The 17199-nt window shown below is 73.6% G+C and carries 13 protein-coding genes; 4 read left to right on the plus strand and 9 right to left on the minus strand.

Annotated features, from left to right (window positions below):
- Positions 1–74 precede the first annotated feature (74 nt).
- The 4 genes from ELQ40_RS04815 to ELQ40_RS04830 form a co-directional block, all read right to left on the minus strand.
- Positions 75–959, minus strand: coding sequence for a sugar phosphate isomerase/epimerase (locus ELQ40_RS04815; RefSeq protein WP_127795132.1), 885 nt, complete (start codon positions 957–959; stop codon positions 75–77).
- Between the two features lie 95 nt (positions 960–1054).
- Positions 1055–2278 carry a dihydrodipicolinate synthase family protein gene (locus tag ELQ40_RS04820; protein WP_127792668.1) on the minus strand — a complete coding sequence of 408 codons (1224 nt, stop codon included), beginning with the start codon at positions 2276–2278 and terminating at the stop codon, positions 1055–1057.
- Positions 2278–3537, minus strand: a complete 1260-nt coding sequence (locus ELQ40_RS04825; protein ID WP_127792669.1) for a Gfo/Idh/MocA family protein — start codon at positions 3535–3537, stop codon at positions 2278–2280. Before ELQ40_RS04825 ends, ELQ40_RS04820 begins: the two co-directional genes overlap by 1 nt.
- A gap of 182 nt (positions 3538–3719) precedes the next feature.
- Positions 3720–4781 (minus strand): LacI family DNA-binding transcriptional regulator, encoded by a 1062-nt coding sequence (locus ELQ40_RS04830; RefSeq protein WP_127792670.1) that lies wholly within the window; start codon positions 4779–4781, stop codon positions 3720–3722.
- Positions 4782–5010: 229 nt separating this feature from the next.
- Here ELQ40_RS04830 and ELQ40_RS04835 point away from each other — a divergent pair, with 229 nt between their 5' ends.
- Positions 5011–6354, plus strand: a complete 1344-nt coding sequence (locus ELQ40_RS04835; protein WP_127792671.1) for a Gfo/Idh/MocA family protein — start codon at positions 5011–5013, stop codon at positions 6352–6354.
- A 133-nt stretch (positions 6355–6487) separates the two neighbouring features.
- On the opposite strand, the gene ELQ40_RS04840 is transcribed toward ELQ40_RS04835, so the two are convergent.
- The 5 genes from ELQ40_RS04840 to ELQ40_RS04865 all read right to left on the minus strand — a co-directional run bounded on the left by ELQ40_RS04840 (position 6488) and on the right by ELQ40_RS04865 (position 12575).
- The gene (locus ELQ40_RS04840) at positions 6488–7657 is read right to left on the minus strand and encodes an MFS transporter (protein WP_127792672.1); all 1170 of its coding nucleotides are present in this window, start codon (positions 7655–7657) and stop codon (positions 6488–6490) included.
- Between the two features lie 62 nt (positions 7658–7719).
- Positions 7720–9219, minus strand: a complete 1500-nt coding sequence (locus ELQ40_RS04845; RefSeq protein ID WP_127792673.1) for an aldehyde dehydrogenase (NADP(+)) — start codon at positions 9217–9219, stop codon at positions 7720–7722.
- An 88-nt stretch (positions 9220–9307) separates the two neighbouring features.
- A complete protein-coding gene (locus ELQ40_RS04850; RefSeq protein ID WP_127792674.1) occupies positions 9308–10411 on the minus strand; it encodes a mandelate racemase/muconate lactonizing enzyme family protein in 1104 nt (367 codons plus the stop codon).
- On the minus strand, positions 10408–11403 hold the full coding sequence (locus tag ELQ40_RS04855) for a 5-dehydro-4-deoxyglucarate dehydratase (RefSeq protein ID WP_127792675.1): 996 nt from the start codon (positions 11401–11403) through the stop codon (positions 10408–10410). Before ELQ40_RS04855 ends, ELQ40_RS04850 begins: the two co-directional genes overlap by 4 nt.
- 131 nt (positions 11404–11534) lie before the next feature.
- Positions 11535–12575, minus strand: a complete 1041-nt coding sequence (locus ELQ40_RS04865) for an NAD(P)-dependent oxidoreductase (RefSeq protein ID WP_127792677.1) — start codon at positions 12573–12575, stop codon at positions 11535–11537.
- Positions 12576–12820: 245 nt separating this feature from the next.
- Between ELQ40_RS04865 and ELQ40_RS04870 the strand changes: the two genes are divergently transcribed.
- The 3 genes from ELQ40_RS04870 (at position 12821) to ELQ40_RS04880 (ending at position 17144) form a co-directional block, all read left to right on the plus strand.
- Positions 12821–13924 carry a LacI family DNA-binding transcriptional regulator gene (locus ELQ40_RS04870; protein WP_127792678.1) on the plus strand — a complete coding sequence of 368 codons (1104 nt, stop codon included), beginning with the start codon at positions 12821–12823 and terminating at the stop codon, positions 13922–13924.
- Positions 13921–15129, plus strand: coding sequence for a M24 family metallopeptidase (locus tag ELQ40_RS04875; protein WP_240665941.1), 1209 nt, complete (start codon positions 13921–13923; stop codon positions 15127–15129). The genes ELQ40_RS04870 and ELQ40_RS04875 overlap by 4 nt, the downstream gene beginning before the upstream one ends.
- Before the next feature lie 335 nt (positions 15130–15464).
- The gene (locus tag ELQ40_RS04880; protein ID WP_127792679.1) at positions 15465–17144 is read left to right on the plus strand and encodes a cyclic nucleotide-binding domain-containing thioredoxin-disulfide reductase; all 1680 of its coding nucleotides are present in this window, start codon (positions 15465–15467) and stop codon (positions 17142–17144) included.
- The last annotated feature ends 55 nt before the right edge of the window (positions 17145–17199 follow it).

Below are 17199 nucleotides of genomic sequence, written 5' to 3' on the forward strand. Positions count from 1 at the left end.
ACGGTCTACGGACTGGCTGCGGAGGTCGAACGGCACCGATCCAGCCTAGCGACGCCCGACGTCCGCCGTCGCGGTCAGACCGCGGTCGCCGGCGCCGGAACGGCGGCGGCCGAATCGACCGGCGCGAGGTGCGGGGCGACGGCCTCGCCGAAGCTCGCCGCCGTGCGGGCGACGACCTCGTCGAACGGTGCAGCCCAGATGTCGTCGTTGAAGAGCTCGACCTCGACGTCACCGGCATAACCCGTCGCCTCGACGGCACGGGTCAGGGTCGCGAAGTCGATCACGCCGTCGCCCGGGTAGTGCCGGCTGTTCAGGACGTTCGCGGGCAACGGCGTCTTCCAGTCGCACACCTGGTAGGTCGCGATTCGACCGGATGCCCCGGCGCGCGCGATCTGCGGCAGCACCTCGGGATCCCACCAGATGTGGAACGTGTCCACCGTGACGCCCACGACCGCGGGATCGAACGGCTCGGCGAGGTCGAGCGCCTGCTTCAGCGTCGTCACCACGCAGCGGTCCGACGCGAACATCGGATGCAGCGGCTCGATGGCCAGCGTGACGCCCGACGCGGCAGCCTCCGGCGCGAGCTCGGCGAGCGCGTCCGCGACCCGTTCGCGAGCGCCGATCACGTCGCGAGAGCCGTCGGGGATCGCGCCCGCGACCAGCACGAGCACGGCGGCGGAGCCGTCGGCGCCCGCCGCGGCGAGCGTGGCCGTCTCCTCGATCGCGCGACGGTTGTCGTCGATCGCGGCCCGGCGTGCCGGGCCCTCCTCCATCGTGAAGAATCCGGCTCGGCAGAGCGTCGAGAATCGCAGCCCGCTCGCGCTGAGCCGGCGGGCCGACTCGGCGAGGCCGACCTCCTGCACCGGCTCGCGCCAGAGGCCGATCGACTCGTAGCCGCCGCTGGCGACCGCACGCAGCGCGTCGTCGAGCGTCGAGCGCTTGATCGTGCCCTGGTTCATCGAGAGGCGCGGGTGCGGCCTGCCCGGGCTCGTACCCGGGACCGTCCCCGTGCTCCGGCTCGGGCTCGGGCTCGGGCTCGGGCTCGGCAGCGTGCTCACGCGAGCACCTCCTCGGCGGGGACTCCGGCGACCTCGACGGCCGGTGCGGCGCTCGCTGCGGCCGGGTCGAGCCCGTTGAGCGTGAGCAGCTCGTGCCAGCGCGCGGCGGCGAGTTCGGGCCGCTCGAGTGCGCCCGAGGCGTTGGCGAGCTCGACGATGCGCGACAGGTGCGGCAGGCTCCGTGCGGCGTGCAGGCCGCCGACCATCTGGAAGGCGACCTGGTGGCCGTTCAGCCAGGACAGGAACGCCACGCCCGTCTTGTAGTAGTACGTCGGCGCGGCGAACACCTGCTGCGACAGCGCCTCGGTCGGCCCGAGGATGCGGTGGTACGCGGCCTCGTCGCCGGCGTCGAGCGCCTGGATCGCCGCCGACGCGTTCGGCGCGAGCGCGGCGAACGCGCCGAGGAGCGCGTCCGAGTGCGAGGAGCCGTCGCCGGCGATCAGGCTCACGTAGTGGAAGTCGTCGCCCGTGAACATGCGCGCAGACTCGGGCAGGCGCTCGCGCACCGAGATCTCGGCGTCGGCGTCGAGCAGGCTCATCTTCACGCCCTGCACCTGGTCGGCGTCGGCGTCGATGATCTCGAGCAGCGTCTGCGCCGCCGCCTGCCAGTCGGTCGAGCCGAAGTACCCCTCGAGCTGCGGATCGAACGCGGTGCCGAGCCAGTGCAGCACGACGGGCGCGGACGCCGCGGCAAGCACCTCGCGGTACACGCGGCGGTAGTCGTCGGCGCTGCGCGCGGCCCTGGCGAGGTGCCGGCTCGCCATCAGCACGGCACCCGCGCCCGAGTCCTCGGCGTGGTGCAGCTGCTGCTTGTACGCGTCGATCACCTCGTCGAGCGAGACCTGCTCGTGCTCGAGGTGGTCGGTGTTGACGCCCACGACGAGCTTGCCGCCCACCGAGTTCGCCGCGGCCGCGCTGCGCGAGATGAGCTCGCGCGTCGCCGCCGGGTCCAGGCCCATGTTGCGCTGCGCGGTGTCCATCGCGTCCGCGACGCCGAGGCCCCAGGACCACACGTGGTGGCGGAACGCGAGGGTCGCGTCCCAGTCGATCTCGGCCGGCTGCCCCGGCGTGTTGTCGGCGAACGGCTTCGGCACGACGTGGGCTGCGGCGTACGCGACGCGGCTGCGCAGCGGCTGGGTCGGCTTGCGGAACGCCGGAGCCGTCGCGAGCGGCACGGCGCTGAGCGCGCCGTCGGCCGCGAGCAGGGTGAGCGACGTCATCAGCGGGCTCCGGCGAACTCGGCCGAGAGCTCGTCGTCGGCGGCTTCGGCGACGGCCGAGGCATCCGCTGCGGCATCCGCCTGCGCACCGGTCGCCAGGGTGACCACCGGGATCTCGACCCGACGTCCCTCGGCCGACGACTGCAGGCCGGCCTCGGCGAGCAGCACGCCGCGGGCGCCGGCGAGGAAGTCGAAGCGGTTGGGGGCGTCCTCGACGACGTGGCGGACGAACTCCTCCCACTGCTCCTTGAACCCGTTCTGGAAGTCGCGGTTGCCCGGGCTCTCGATCCAGTCGCCGGCGTAGTCGTGCTCATCGGCGAGATCGGGGTTCCACACCGGCTTCGGGGTCGCGTTGCGAGGCTGGATCTTGCAGCCGAAGAGCCCCACGACGGCCGAGCCGTGCGTGCCGTCGACCTGGAACTCGACGAGCTCGTCGCGGTTGACGCGCGTGGTCCAGCTCGAGTTGAGCTGCGCCACGACGCCGCCCTCGAGCTCGAAGATCGCGTAGGCCGCGTCATCCGCCGTCGCGGCGTACGCCTCGCCGCGCTCGTCGACGCGCTGCGGGATCTCGGTCACGGCCTTCGCATAGACCGACTCGACGCGACCGAAGAGGTTCTCGAGCACGTAGTTCCAGTGCGGGAACATGTCGACGATGATGCCGCCGCCGTCCTCGGCGCGGTAGTTCCAGCTCGGGCGCTGGGCGGGCTGCCAGTCGCCCTCGAACACCCAGTAGCCGAACTCGCCGCGGACGCTCAGGACGCGGCCGAAGAAGCCCGAGTCGATGAGGCGCTTGAGCTTCTGGAGCCCCGGCAGGTAGAGCTTGTCGTGCACGACGCCGTTCTTGATGCCGGCCTCGTCGGCCAGCCGCGCCAGCTCGAGGGCTTCCTCGAACGATTCGGCCGTCGGCTTCTCGGTGTAGATCGCCTTGCCCGCCGCGATGGCCTTCTTGAGCGCCGCCGCTCGGGCCTTCGTCACGAGGAAGTCGGCGTAGATCTGCCAGCGGTCGTCGGCGAGCGCTTCGTCGAGGTTCGTCGTCCAGTGCTCGATGCCGTGCTTGGCGGCGAGGTCGGCGAGCTTCTTCTCGCTGCGGCCGACGAGGATCGGCTCGACCTGCACGCGCGTCTCGCCGTCGGCGAGGAGCACGCCGCCCTGCTCGCGGATCGCGAGGATCGAGCGCACGAGGTGCTGGCGGTACCCCATGCGGCCGCTGACGCCGTTCATGATGATGCCGATGGACTGGGGGGCGGTCTGGTCTGCCATGGTGTGGTTCCTCTTCGAGCCTGGGATGCGGGTGCGTGGCCGCCGTGGCGGGTGGGGCGGACCCCGGCGCCGGAAAGCGTTTACCAAAGTGTGCCACAGCGTCGGCGCGGCCGCAAGCACGGCGAGTGCGAACGCTCGCGCGGCCGGTCGTGCGGCCGCCGACCGGTGCGGCGCCGCGGCGGTCAGGCGCGGCTGATGCCCGGTGTCGAGGCGCGCAGGACGACCTCGGTCGCCACCACGGGCGCGTCGGCGCCGGATGCCTCGCCCTCGTTCGGCGCGCCCTCGAGCGCCAGGCGCAGTGCGCGCCGGCCGAGTTCCTCGAGTGGGACCCGTACGGTCGTGAGCGCGGGCGTCACGTCCTGCACCGTCGGGATGTCGTCGAATCCGGCGATCGCGAGGTCGCGTCCCGGCTCGAGCCCGGCGTCGCGGATCGCCGACAGCGCGCCGACCGCCATGACGTCGTTCGTCGCGAACACGGCGTCGATGCCGTCGAGGCCGCGATCGATGAGCCGCTTCGCGCCGTCGTATCCGCCGTCGCGCGTGAACGCCGAGCGGATGACGTCGGCGTCGTCGAGCCGGCCCCCCGCGGCTTCGATCCCGGCGCGGAATCCGTCGAGCCGGTCGGCCGCGGTGCGCAGGCCTTCGTCGCCGGTGACGACGGCGAACCGCCGATAGCCCAGGTCGACCAGCGCGCGCGCGAGGCGCTCGGCGCCGCCGCGGTTGTCGAGGGGAACGGTCGGGAAGTCGAGTTCGTTCCGGCTGATCAGCACGACGCGACCGCCGGATGCCTCGTACGCCGAGAGCTCGGCCGTGAGGGCGCCGTCGGTGGCGTCCGTGAGCGGCCGCGACCCCGCGAGGATCATGACCCTGGGACGCTGCCCGCGGAGCTGTCGCACGAGTTCGAGCTCGCGTGCCGGATCGCGCTCGGTGGCCGCCATGGTGACGATGAGATGCTCGCCGTCGGCCTCGGCGACGACGCCCGCAGCGATCGACGAGAAGTAGGGGTCGGCGATGTCGGCGACGAGCAGGGCGACGGTCGTCGTCGTGCCTCTCGCGACGGCCTGCGCCGAGAGGTTCGGCGTGTAGTTCAGGCGGGCCGCGGCCTCCAGGACGCGGGAGCGGTACTCCTCGTTGACCTTGCGCGTGCTCCCGTTCAGCGATCGGGACGCGGTGGCGAGCGAGACCCCGGCCTCGCGGGCCACGTCGTGGAGGGTTGCGGGGGAGGTGCGGTCGGTCGCGCTCATCGGGTCCTCCACGCGGGTTCAAGGGGATCACACATGCTAGCGCGAGGAGTCTCGCGCGGCACGGCGTCCTCGGACGCGGCGGACGTCGGTTGGCCGGGCGGCGGGGATCTGCTACAACTGTCGGAGCGAGATAGCGCTTTCCCGAACCCTTCGTCGATGGGCCGTCAACACCCGTCCATACACGGGAAATCGATTCCAGCACCACAACGACCACGAGGAGCAGCACGCGATGACGCGACGCGAACGGTACGCCCTGATCGGAGCCGGCAGCCGCGCCGGCATGTACCTCGAGGCGATCAGCGGCACCTTCACCGGTGCCGAGGAGGTGCCGGGGCTCGCCGAGCTCGTCGCGTGGAGCGATCTCAACCCCGGCCGGCTCGACGTGTACGAACGCGAGCTCACGGCGGCGGGGCATCCGGTGCCGAAGCGGTACGCACCCGACGAGCTCGAACGCATGATCGTCGACGAGCAGGTCGACCGCGTCGTCATCACCACACCCGACTTCACGCACGCCGACTTCATCGTGCGGTCGCTGCGGGCCGGCGCCGACGTCGTCGTCGAGAAGCCGCTGACCATCGACGCCGAGAGCGTCCGGCGCATCGGCGACGCGATCGCCGAGACCGGCCGCGAGGTCATCACCACGTTCAACTACCGGTACAGCCCGCGCAACTCGACCCTTCGCCAGGTCATCGCCGACGGGCGCATCGGCCGCGTCACGAGCGTGCACTTCGAATGGGCGCTCGACACCGTGCACGGGGCCGACTACTTCCGCCGCTGGCACCGCGACAAGCGGAACTCCGGCGGGCTGTTCATCCACAAGGCATCGCACCACTTCGACCTCGTGAACTGGTGGATCCAGGCCGCGCCGGTGCGCGTGTTCGCGAGCGGCGGCCTGCGGTTCTACGGCGCCGAGAACGCCGCAGCGCGCGGCCTCGGCGCGAGGCCGGAGCGGGGGACCGGGGCATCCGGCGACCCGTTCGCCCTCGACCTGGCGGCCGATGCGCGCCTCAAGCGCCTCTACCTCGACCAGGAGCACCACGACGGCTACCTGCGCGACCGCGACGTGTTCGACCCGGGCATCACGATCGAGGACAACCTCGCCGCGCTCGTCGACTACGACTCGGGAGCGACGCTGAGCTACTCGCTCAACGCGCACGCGCCGTGGGAGGGATACCGGGTCACGGTCAACGGCACCGAAGGCCGCGCGGAACTCGAGGTGGTCGAGCGCGGGTCGGTGCTCGTGGGCGCCGACGGCAGGGTCGTCGTCGACCCGAGCATGCACCCCGAGGACGTGCCGGCCGACGACATCCGCCCCCACTCGGAGCGGCTCGTCGTGCAGCGGCACTGGGAGCAGGCCGAGACGGTCGAGATCCCGAAGGGCATCGGCAGCCACGGCGGCGGCGACGCGTTCCTGCTGCGGCACCTGTTCGGACGGGTGACGGATGACGCGCCGCTCGCGCGGGTCGCCGGTTACGCCGACGGGGTGCGCGCGGTGTCGGTCGGCATCGCCGGCAACCGGTCGCTCGAGACCGGCGAGCCGGTGCTGGTGGCCGACCTCGAGCTCGGGACCTGAGCGGGCTTCACCGACGCGTGCGGGTTTCAGTCGCGCGTGCGGCTTCCACCCACGCGTGCGCCGAGTTCCTCGCACGCGAGGGCGAAACCCGCACGCGTGCAGGCCATGGGCCGGGCGGTCGACGGCGCTGCGCTCAGCGGTCGATCGGTTGGGCGTCGCGCGGGTAGGCGAGGAGCATCGCGCCCGAGGCGATCCAGCTGAGGCCGATGAGCACGAGCAGGGGGCCTGCGCCGAGTCCGGATGCGAGCCCTGCCACCGCGGCGCCGGCCGCGGCGGCTGCGGCCCGGAGCCCTGCACCGACGGTGAACACCTGAGACCGCAGTGCGGGCGGGCTCTGCTGCTTGCGGATCAGCAGCATCGCGGCGGCGCTCGCCGCCGTGAACAGGCCGGATGCCCCGATCGCCGCGACCGTCCACCACAGGCCGAGGTCGAGGGCCGCGAGCACGGTCAGCACCCCCGTCGCGGCGAACCCCCAGCCCATCGTCGCCTCGGGGCGCAGGCGCGCCGGCCGGCTCGAGTTCCACAGTGCGCCGATGAGGCCGCCGATCGCGAAGGCGGTGACGACGACGGCGCCCTGGTCGGCGTCGCCGGTGCGCTGCAGCGACAGCGCGACCGCCGCGATCGCGAGTCCGCCGGCGCCGAATTGGCTGAGCGTGCCGCTCGCCGTCACGATCGCGAGCGGGCGGTGCAGGGCGATGTGCCGGATGCCCCGCGCCATGGTGTGCAGCATCGACCCGCGCGCCGGCGCCCCCAGGGGCTGCAGGCCGAGCGGGAGGGTGCCTGCCGCGCCGAGGAGCGCGCTCGCCGCCATCAGCAGCGTCGCGAGCCGGGCGGAGCCGAGCGCCGCCGCGGCCGCGACGACCGCAGGGCCGACCACCGAGCCCAGGTTGTAGGCGAGCGCGTCGATCGCATACGCACGGCGCTCGTCGGGGATGCGCTCGGTCACGAAGCTCGAGAGCCCGCCCATCACGAACGGGCCGGATGCCCCGCCGGCGAGCAGGACGATCGCGACCGCCCAGGCCGGGATGGGGCCGAGGAACGCCGCGACGCCGTACGAGACGCCCATCACGAGGGCGGCGATCGCGATCAGCGCACCGGGCCTGCGGCTGCGGTCCAGCAGCACGCCCACGAACGGCGCCGCGACGATGCTCGGGGCGAGGGTCGCCGCCGCGAGCAGGCCGCCGAGCGCGACGTCGCCCGTCTGCTCGACGGCGAGCACCGGGATCGCGACGGTGATGCCTCCGACCGCGAGCCTGGGCGGCGTCGCCGCCGCGAGGTAGCTGGCGACGTGCTGGCGGGGCATCCTCCGAGGCTACGCGGTGCCCGACCGCCCGCGGGCCGACGCCCCGAGCCGATGCCCGCGGGCTACGCGCCCGAGGGCACCACCAGCACGCCGTCCACCCGCTGCGGGATGCCGAGCGGGTTGTCGTCGCGCAGTTCGGCCGGCAGCGCGTGCGCCGGGGCATCCTGGTACGCGACCGGGCGAAGGAACCGGCGGATCGCGGTCATGCCGACCGACGTGTGGATCGTCGTCGTCGACGGCCACGGTCCGCCGTGCTGCTGGGCCCAGCTCACCGCGACGCCCGTCGGCCAGCCCGCGAACAGCACGCGGCCGGCGATCTCGGTGAGCACCGCGACGATCTCGGCGACGTCCTCGTCGGGCTCGGCGTGCACCGTCGCGGTGAGGCTGCCGCCGACGCGCGAGATCGCGTCGAGCGCCTGGTCGACGTCGTCGTACTCGACCACGAGCGTCGACGGACCGAAGCACTCGGCGAACAGGGCCTGCGGATCGGCGGCGACGGTCGCGGCGTCGGTCCCGAGCACCACGGCCGATCCGGTCGCGGCCTGCTGGGAGACGGACCCGGCGACGAGGCGGACGCCGTCGCGGGCGGCCAGGTCGGCGAGCCCGCCGGCGAACGCCGACGCGATGCCGTCGGTGAGCATGGGCACGGCCGCGGGCTCGGCCCCGACCGCCGTCGCGACCCGCTCGGCGAAGCCGCTGCCGGCCGGCACGAACACGACGCCCGGGTTGGTGCAGAACTGCCCCGCGCCGAGCGTGAAGGATCCCGCGAGGCCCGAGGCGAGCTCGTCGGCGCGCGCGTCGAGGGCGGCCTGCGTGATGATCACGGGGTTCACGGCGCTGAGCTCGCCGTAGAACGGGATGGGATCGGGGCGTCCGACCGCGAGGTCGAAGAGGATCCGGCCGCCGTGCAGCGACCCCGTGAACCCGACCGCGCGGATCTCGGGGTGCTGCACCAGCGCGACCCCCGCTTCACGCCCGGTGACGTGGCCGAAGATCCCGTCGGGGGCTCCGGCGGCGGCCAGGGCGCCCGCGACGATCTCGGCGGTGCGCGCCGACAGGCGCGGGTGGGCCGAGTGCCCCTTCACGATGACGGGGCATCCGGCGGCGAGGGCCGATGCGGTGTCGCCGCCCGCGACGGAGAACGCGAACGGGAAGTTCGAGGCGCTGAACACCGCGACCGGGCCGAGCGCCCGCAGGATGCGGCGGAGGTCGGGTCGGGGCGGGATCGCCGACGGGTCAACGTGGTCGATCGTCGCCTCGAGGTAGGAGCCCTCGAGCACGGCGTCGGCGAACAACCGCAGCTGGTTGGTGGTGCGGCTGAGCTCGCCGTTCAGGCGCACCGGGCCCAGGTGCGACTCCTCGTCGGCGAGGGCGACGAGTTCGTCGCGCGCCGCCTCGAGCGCATCGGCGACGGCGCGCAGCCAGGCGGCGCGCTCCGCGGCCGTCGACGCGACGGTCGCGGCGAACGCGGTGCGGGCCGCGGCGGCCGCGGCATCAACCGGGGATCCGGTCGCGCCGGTTTCGGCATCGGATGTCGCGGGTGCGGTGGTCAGGTCGGTCATCGTCGATCCTCCGTGTTCGGGGCCGTGTTCAGGGTAGGCGGGTTCGGGTCGGCGCGCAGGTGCGCGGCGGGACGGGCGGCGCGGCGACTCAGGCCGGCGTCGGCACGGATGCCGCGAGCCGGAGTCCGAGCCCGACCTGCGAGGTGTCGCGCGCCCAGCCGCCGTCGACCGCGACCGGCGGATCGTCGGCGAGCACGCCGAGCTCGGCGAGGGAGGCATCCTCCGCAGCCTCGACGGCGATCTCCTGCGGAACCGCCATCGCGAGCTGCGCGCTGAGGTCGAGCAGGAGGTGCGGGGCCAACTGCACGCCGCGGGACTCCGCGAGCTTCGCGATCTCGAGGAACGGCGTGATGCCGCCGACGCGCACGATATTGGGCTGCACGATGCGCGCGACGCCCGCGTCGATGTACTCGGCGAACCGGTAGCGCGTGTAGAGGTTCTCGCCGACTGCGATCGGCACGTCGAACGCGTCGGCGAGCCGGAGGTGCGCGGCGAGCCGCTGGTGCGACGCGAGGTCGTCGGCGCGCAGCGGCTCCTCGATCCAGCGGAGGCCGAACGGGGCGAGCGCGTCCACGGCGCGCAGCGCCTGGTCGAGCGTCCACAGCTGGTTCGCGTCGATCATGAGCCCGCGGTCGGGCCCGATGACCTCGCGCACGGCGCGCACGCGTGCGACGTCATCGGCGAGGTCGGGCAGGCCGACCTTGACCTTGACCGCGTCGAACCCGGCCGCGACCCAGCGCTCGGCCTGCGCCACGAGCTCGTCGAACGGGTAGTGGCGGTTGATGCCGCTGCCGTACGCGCGTACCCGATCGCGGCGACGCCCGAGGTGGTCGGCGACGGATGCCCCCGCGCGCCGCGCGGCGAGGTCCCACAGGGCCAGGTCGAGCCCGGCCATCGCGATCGTCGTGACGCCGCCGCCGCCCGCCTCGTGCAGGTGCCGCCACAGCGGCTCCCACACCTCGGTCGCGTCGGCAGGCCTGCCGATCGCCCAGTCGCGGATGTCGTGCTCGAGCATCGCCCGCACGGATGCCGCACCGATGGTCGGCGTCCACGAGAAGCCGTCGCCGACGGCGCCGTCGGAGTCCTCGACCTCGACGGCGAGGAACGTCAGGTCGCGCACGTCGGGACCCCACGGGCGGCGGAGTTCCGCCCGCAGCGGCCGGACGTCGATCCGGCGGATCGTGGCGGTCATCGCGCGGCGGCCGGCTCGGGGGCGGGCGACTCGGGGGCGGCCGCCGAGGCTGCGGTGGTCGCTGCGGTCGCCGCGGTCGCTGCGAATCGCTCCGCGAGTTCCAGGCCGTGGTCGAGGATGGCCTGCAACCGCTGCTCCTGCGCCGGCGTCGGGTCGACCAGCGGCGGGCGCACCGAGCCGACGTCGACGCCGCGCAACCGCAGGCCGGCCTTGATCAGCGAGACGCCGAACCCGGGGGTCTCGTCGCGCAGCGCGACGAGCGGGCGGTAGAACTCCTCGAGGAGCGACATCCGCGTCGCCTCGTCGCCCGACTCGTAGGCGCGGTAGTGCAGCGACGCCAGTTCGGGGAGCATCGCGAACGCGGCCGACGAGTACAGCGGGATGCCGATGCCGCGGTAGGCGCCCTGGCTGAGCTCGGCGGTCAGGAGGCCGTTGAAGAACGCGAACTCGCGGCCTGTGGCGTTCGCGGCGAGCACGATCTCCTGGGCGAGCCCGATGTCGCCGGTGCCGTCCTTGAAGCCGACGACCTTCGGGTTCTCGGCCAGCCGCGCGATCGCGCCCGGCGTGTACCGGGCGGTGCCGCGGTGGTAGACGACGACGGGCAGGTCGGTCTCCGCCGTGATCGCGTCGACCCAGGCGACGAGCCCGTCGGTCGTGCCCGACACGAGGTACGGCGGGAGCAGCAGCAGGCCGTCGGCCCCGGCATCCGCCGCCGCCCGGGCGGTCTCGAGCGCATCGCCCAGCGAGCCTCCGGAACCGGCGATGACCGGCACGCGCCCGGCCACCGTGTCGACCGCGGCGCGCACGACGTCGCCGATCTCGCGCGTCGAGAGGGCGTGGAACTCGCCCGTGCCGCACGCCGGGAAGACGCCGCCGGGCGCGAAGTCGAGTCGGCTCGAGACGTGCTCGGCGAATCGGTCGAGGTCGACCCGACCCCGACGGTCGAACGGCGTGACGGGGAAGAACAGGACTCCGTCGAACGAGAGGGTCATCTGCGACTCCAATGCTGCTGGTGGCTGGTGGCTGGTGGCTGGTGGCTGGTGGCTGGTGGCTGGTGGCTGGTGGCTGGTGGCTGGTGGCTGGTGGGCTGTGAACCGGCGGGCTGGGGCTGGTGGTGCCGGTTTCAGGAGATCGGCGCCGGATCAGGACGAAATGCCGGATTCGGTCCTGAGCAGCGTGCGATCTCCTGAATCCGGCACGTGTGCGGGCGCGGGGGCGGAGGTGCGCGAGGGTGCGGGCGTGGCGGCGCGGGCGGGCACGTGCGCAGGGGCGTGGGCGCGGCCGGGCGGGCGAACGACAGCTCGGTTCGCCAGCTGCGGCGAGGGCGCCAGCCCAGACGCTCGGCGGCCTTGGCAGAGGTGAAGACGGGCCGGGTGCCCGTCAGCGCGTCCGCGGCCTCGCCGAGTGCCGGGGCGAACTCGCGCCACAGGTCGGCGACGGGTTCCACGGCGAGCGCGTCGGCGGCGCCGACGAAGAAGCCCTCGCCGTCGACGGCGGACGCGGGCGCGGCGAGCCAGGCGTTCGCGAAGTCGGCCGCGTCGCGCGCGTCGACGTAGTTGAACAGGCTGACCGCGGCGAGTGCGGGGTCGGCGAGGCGCTCGGCCATGGTGTGGCCCTGCTGGGTCGGGGCGCCCGACCACTCCTCCGGCGAGACGACGTAGCAGGGACGGTAGAAGCCGAACGCGCCGGGCGCGGTGCGGGCGAAGGTGCGCACGAGCTCCTCGATCATCACCTTCGAGACCGCGTACGCGTTCGAGGGCGCGACCGGGTGGGCCTCGTCGAGCGGCAGGTACGACGGCCGCCACGAGGGCGTGCCGTAGCCGATGACGGTCGGGCTGCTGGCCGCGAGCACGCGCTCGACTCCGGCGTTCGCAGCGGCCGCGAGCACCGTGTGCGCGAGCGTGGTGTTCGTCACCAGGATGTGGCGCTCGGGGGCGCTGAACGGCACGGCGATGGCCGCGAGGTGCACGACGGCATCGGGGCGGACCTCCGCGAGCAGGCGGGCGACGGATGCCTCGTCGACGAGGTCGATTCCGCGCTCGTCGACGCCGTCGAGGCCGGCGATCTCGCGGTCGGCGCCGATCACCTCGTGGCCGATGCGGGCCAGCCCGATGGCGGTGCTGCGGCCGAGCCGCCCGGCCGAGCCCGTGACGAGGACGCGCATCGAGGTCTCCTTCTGTTCGTGGTCGTGCCGTTCGTGGCCCGTGGTGCGCCGACCCGCGTCGATGCTCGGCCGGTTCGGCGTATCTGAGATAGTTCGAGAAATCGCTTTCTCGCCGTGAGCGTACAGAATGCAAGCGGGTTCGGCAATCTCATGCATAAGATGGGGAATCGATTTCTCGGATCCGCGCGACGAGCGACGGGTGCGGCGACAACGGATGCGACGCGCGACGCGCAGTGGAGGCGATCATGGGTGAGCGAGGCCGGGCGACGACGATCGCCGACGTCGCGGCGCGGGCGGGGGTGTCGCAGGCGAGCGTGTCGCGCGTGCTCAACGGCAAGGCCTCGGTCGACCCCGAGATCGTCCGGGCGGTGCGCCGCGCGGTGGCCGACCTCGGGTACCGGCCGAGCCCCGCCGCGCGCAGCCTCGTGCAGGGACGCAACCAGACGATCGCGATGGTCGTGCCCGACCTCGAGAACCCGTTGTTCCAGGGCATCCTCAAGGGCCTGAGCGTCGCGGCGGCGGCAGAGGGCTACCGGGTGCTCGTCGCCGACACGAACGAGCGGGTCGACGACGAGGAGGAGATCGCCATCGAGGCCCGCGAGCGGTGCGACGCGATCGTGCTGTGCGCGCCGCGACTACCCGCCGAACGGCTCGCGAAGCTCACGGCACGGCTGGCCCCCGCTGTCGTCGTGAACCGCACGCTCGAGGGCGACGCGCCGGTCATCGGCGTCGACTACGCCCGAGGCATCCGCGACCTGGTCGAACACTTCGCGGCGCTCGGCCACCGCCGGCTGCTCTACCTCGCCGGCCCCGAGTCGAGCGCCTCGAACGCCGACCGCATCCGCGGCGTCGCCGAGGCCATCGCCGCCGACCCGGGGATGCAGATCTCCGTCCAGCCCTGCGGTTCGAGGCTCGACGACGGGTTCGCCGCCGCCGAGGCGGTGGTCGCCGCGCAGCGCGACGGGGTGACCGGCGTCCTCGCCTTCAACGACCTCGTCGCGCTCGGCCTGCTCACGCGGCTCCGGAAGCTCGGGGTCCGCGTGCCCGAGGACCTCTCCGTCGCCGGGTTCGACGACGTGCCGATGGCCGCGTTCGCGACACCGGCGCTCACGAGCCTCTCGGTGCCGCGTGCCGAACTCGGCGGCCAGGTGTGGTCGAGGCTCCGCGCGCTCATCGCCGGCGACCCGGTCGGGCACGCGGTCGTGTACCGCCCACGGCTCGAGGTGCGCGAGAGCGCCGGGCCGGTCGGTGCGGCAGCGGGCCCCGACGCAGCGGGCCCCGACGCAGCCGGCATCGAGGCAGTCGGCGTCGACGCAGCCGGCATCGACGCGGCCGGGGTCGACGCGTGAGCGCCGCGACCCGCGGTGCGGCGACCACCGCACCCGCTCCGATGGCGCCGTCGGTCGGCTCGACCGCTTCGAGCTCGCCCGGACCCTCGGCATCCGATCGCCGCGCGAAGCGTGCGCGCGTGCTGGAGATCCTCGACCGGCACGGCGCCGATTCGCTCGTGCTCCGATCGCATGGCGCGGTGTCGTGGTACCTCGACGGGGTGCGCACCCACGTCTCGCTGGCGGGCGATCCGGTCGTCGCCGTCGTCGTCGACCGGGCCGGCGACGAGATCCGGGTGTTCGCGAACGAGGCCGATCGCCTCGCCGACGAGGAGCTCGGCGCGGCCGACCGCGCGTCGGTGCACGAGGTGCCGTGGTTCGACCAGCTCGCGCCGGCCGGCGTGGCCGCACTCGAGGAATCCGAGGTCGCAGCCGACCTGCGCGCCGCGCGGGCGAGCCTGCTCCCGGCCGAACGCGACCGGTTCCGTCACCTCGGCCGCGCGTCGGCGGAGGCCGTCGGGGGCGTGGCATCCGTCGTCGAACCGGGTTGGACCGAGCGGCAGGCGGCCGCCCTGCTCGCGGAGCGGCTCGTGCTCCAGGGTGTGGACCCGCTCGTCGTGCTCGTCGCCGGCGCGCAGCGCCTGCGGCACCGGCATCCGCTCCCGACCGGCGCTCCGATCGGCTCTCGCGCGATGCTCGTCGTCTGCGGTCGGAAGCACGGGCTCATCTCGAACGTCACGCGCTGGGTCTCGTTCGCCGGGATCGCCGCATCCGGTGCCACGGCGACGGATGCCTCCGCGAGCGACGCGCCGGCGGCCTCGACCGGCGACTCGACCGGCGAATCGACCGACCGCGAGCGGCGCATCCTCGAGGTCGAACGGGCGTTCCTCGACGCGACCCGGCCGGGCACGCCGATCGCCGACGTCTTCGCCGCCGGCACGGCCGCCTACGCCGCGCACGGCTTCGACGCCGAGGAGTGGCGCAGGCACCACCAGGGCGGCGCGGCCGGCTACGTGGGGCGCGATCCGCGCGCGCTGCCGGGGCCGGGGGTCGACGACCTCGTCCAGGCCGGGCAGGCGTTCGCCTGGAACCCGACCGCGCCCGACGCGAAGGTCGAGGACACGATCGTGCGCGACGTCGACGGGTTCGAGGTGCTCACGGTCGACCCGGGGTGGCCCACGGTCCAGGTCGGCGGGCTCGCCCGGCCGATCACCCTCGTTCGCTGAGCCCGACGTACTCAACCGACGCACGCGGCCGGCGCACGCTTCGCGGCGCGAGGGGAGGGGAGGGGAATCGCGTGACGGGAGGTCGATCGTGGTCATGGGAGGCCTCCCGTCACGCGATTCTCCTCCCCTCGCGCACCCCTGACGCCCCCACGGTCTCGGCCGCACCGGTCGCACGGAGATCCGGTGGATCCCACGGTCGGGGTGATGCCCGGATCGCCGTCGGTGCCCGCGATCTGGGGGTGGCGACGGTCGTCGCCCGCTCAGTACGGTCGCAGCGTGCGAATGCCGGATGCGGGGACGTCGATGTCGGTTCGGGCGATGCGGCGAGGCGCGTCGTGATCACGGTCGAACTGCTCCGCTCCGTCCCCATCTTCTCGACGCTGCCGGAGGCGACGCTCGCCGGCCTGGCGCGGGCGGCCGAGGACATCCACCTCTCGCCGGGGGAGTACTTCGCGCACGAGGGCGACGAGCGTGCGCTGTTCGTCGTGATCGAGGGCGGTGCCGAGATCACGAAGGTCGTCAACGGCGAGGAGCGCGTGATCGGCACGCGCAGGCCGGGCCGGTTCTTCGGCGAGGTGCCGATGACGTTGAGCACGCCGTTCCCCGCGAGCGGGCGTGCGGCGCCGGGCCTGGCGGCCTCGCGAATCCTCAAGCTCGACGTGACCGCGTTCTACACCCTCGCGGCGCAGGCGCCGTCGGTGCCCGCCCGGGTCGCGGCGCTCGCGCGCCGGTACCTCGACTCCCTCCAGGCCATCGCCGCCGAGGTGCCCGAGACGGCCATCCGGCTCGTCGGGCCGCGCAACGAGGCGCGCACGCACCGCATCGAACGGTTCCTCACGCGCAACCAGGTCGCGTTCGACCGGGTCGCCGTCGAGGGCGTGGATGGCGATCACGACGAGCGACCCGGCGGTCCCGAACCCGACGAACGCCCAGTGCTGGAGACCGCCGACGGCGACCGCCTCGTCGACCCGACGCTCCGCGAGGTCGCGGTCGCCGCGGGACTCGACGTCGAGCCGGCATCCGCTGCGTACGACGTCGTCATCCTCGGCGCCGGACCGGCCGGACTGACGGCCGCGGTGAACGGAGCGGCCGAGGGCCTTCGCACGGTCGTGATCGAGTCCCTCGCGCCGGGCGGCCAGGCGGGTACGTCGACCCGCATCGAGAACTACACGGGGTTCCCGTTCGGCATCTCCGGCGACGACCTCGCCAGCCGTGCGCTGAAGCAGGCGAAGCGGCTCGGGGCCGAGATCGTGGTGACCCGCACGGTCGAGGCGATCGAGACGGGAGCGCCGGCGCACGTCCTCGTGCTCGACGGCGGTGAGCGCCTGCACGCGGCGGTCGTGATCGTGTCGACCGGGGTGGAGTGGCGCGACCTGCCCGTGGACGGCGTCGATCGGTACCTCGGCAACGGCGTCTTCTACGGCGCCGCGCGCAGCGACGCGGCCGTCGCGAAGGGGGCCGACGTCTGCATCATCGGCGCCGGGAACTCCGCCGGCCAGGCCGCGCTGTTCTTCTCGCGGCACGCGAGGTCGGTGACCATGCTCGTGCGCGGGGAGTCGCTCGAGGCGAGCATGTCGAGGTACCTCATCGACCAGCTCGAGGCGCACGAGGACATCCGGATCGAGACCCGCAGCGAGGTCGTCGGACTCCACGGCGTCGACGGACTCGACGCGATCGACGTCGCCGATCGCCGCACCGGGACGACGCTGCGTCGCGACTGCGACGTGGTCTTCGTGATGATCGGCGCCGACGCGGTGACCGGATGGATGCCGGCCGAGATCGCCCGCGATGATCGCGGATACGTGCTCACGGGCGCGGATGCCGCGTCGAGCGGCTCGTGGACGCAGGAGCGCCCGCCGTTCGCCCTGGAGACGAGCGTGCCGGGCGTGTTCGCGGTGGGCGACGTGCGATCGGGCTCGGTGAAGCGCGTCGCCGCCGGGGTCGGCGAGGGCGGCATGGCGATCGCGTTCGTGCACCGGTACCTGGCCCTGCCGCGCGAGGACGCCCGAGCCTAGGCCTCCGGCATCTCGAGGTGCGCGCGGGGCGTGAGCATGGCGTACGATTGGAATA

Source organism: Agromyces sp. LHK192, from assembly GCF_004006235.1.
Classification (GTDB): domain Bacteria; phylum Actinomycetota; class Actinomycetes; order Actinomycetales; family Microbacteriaceae; genus Agromyces.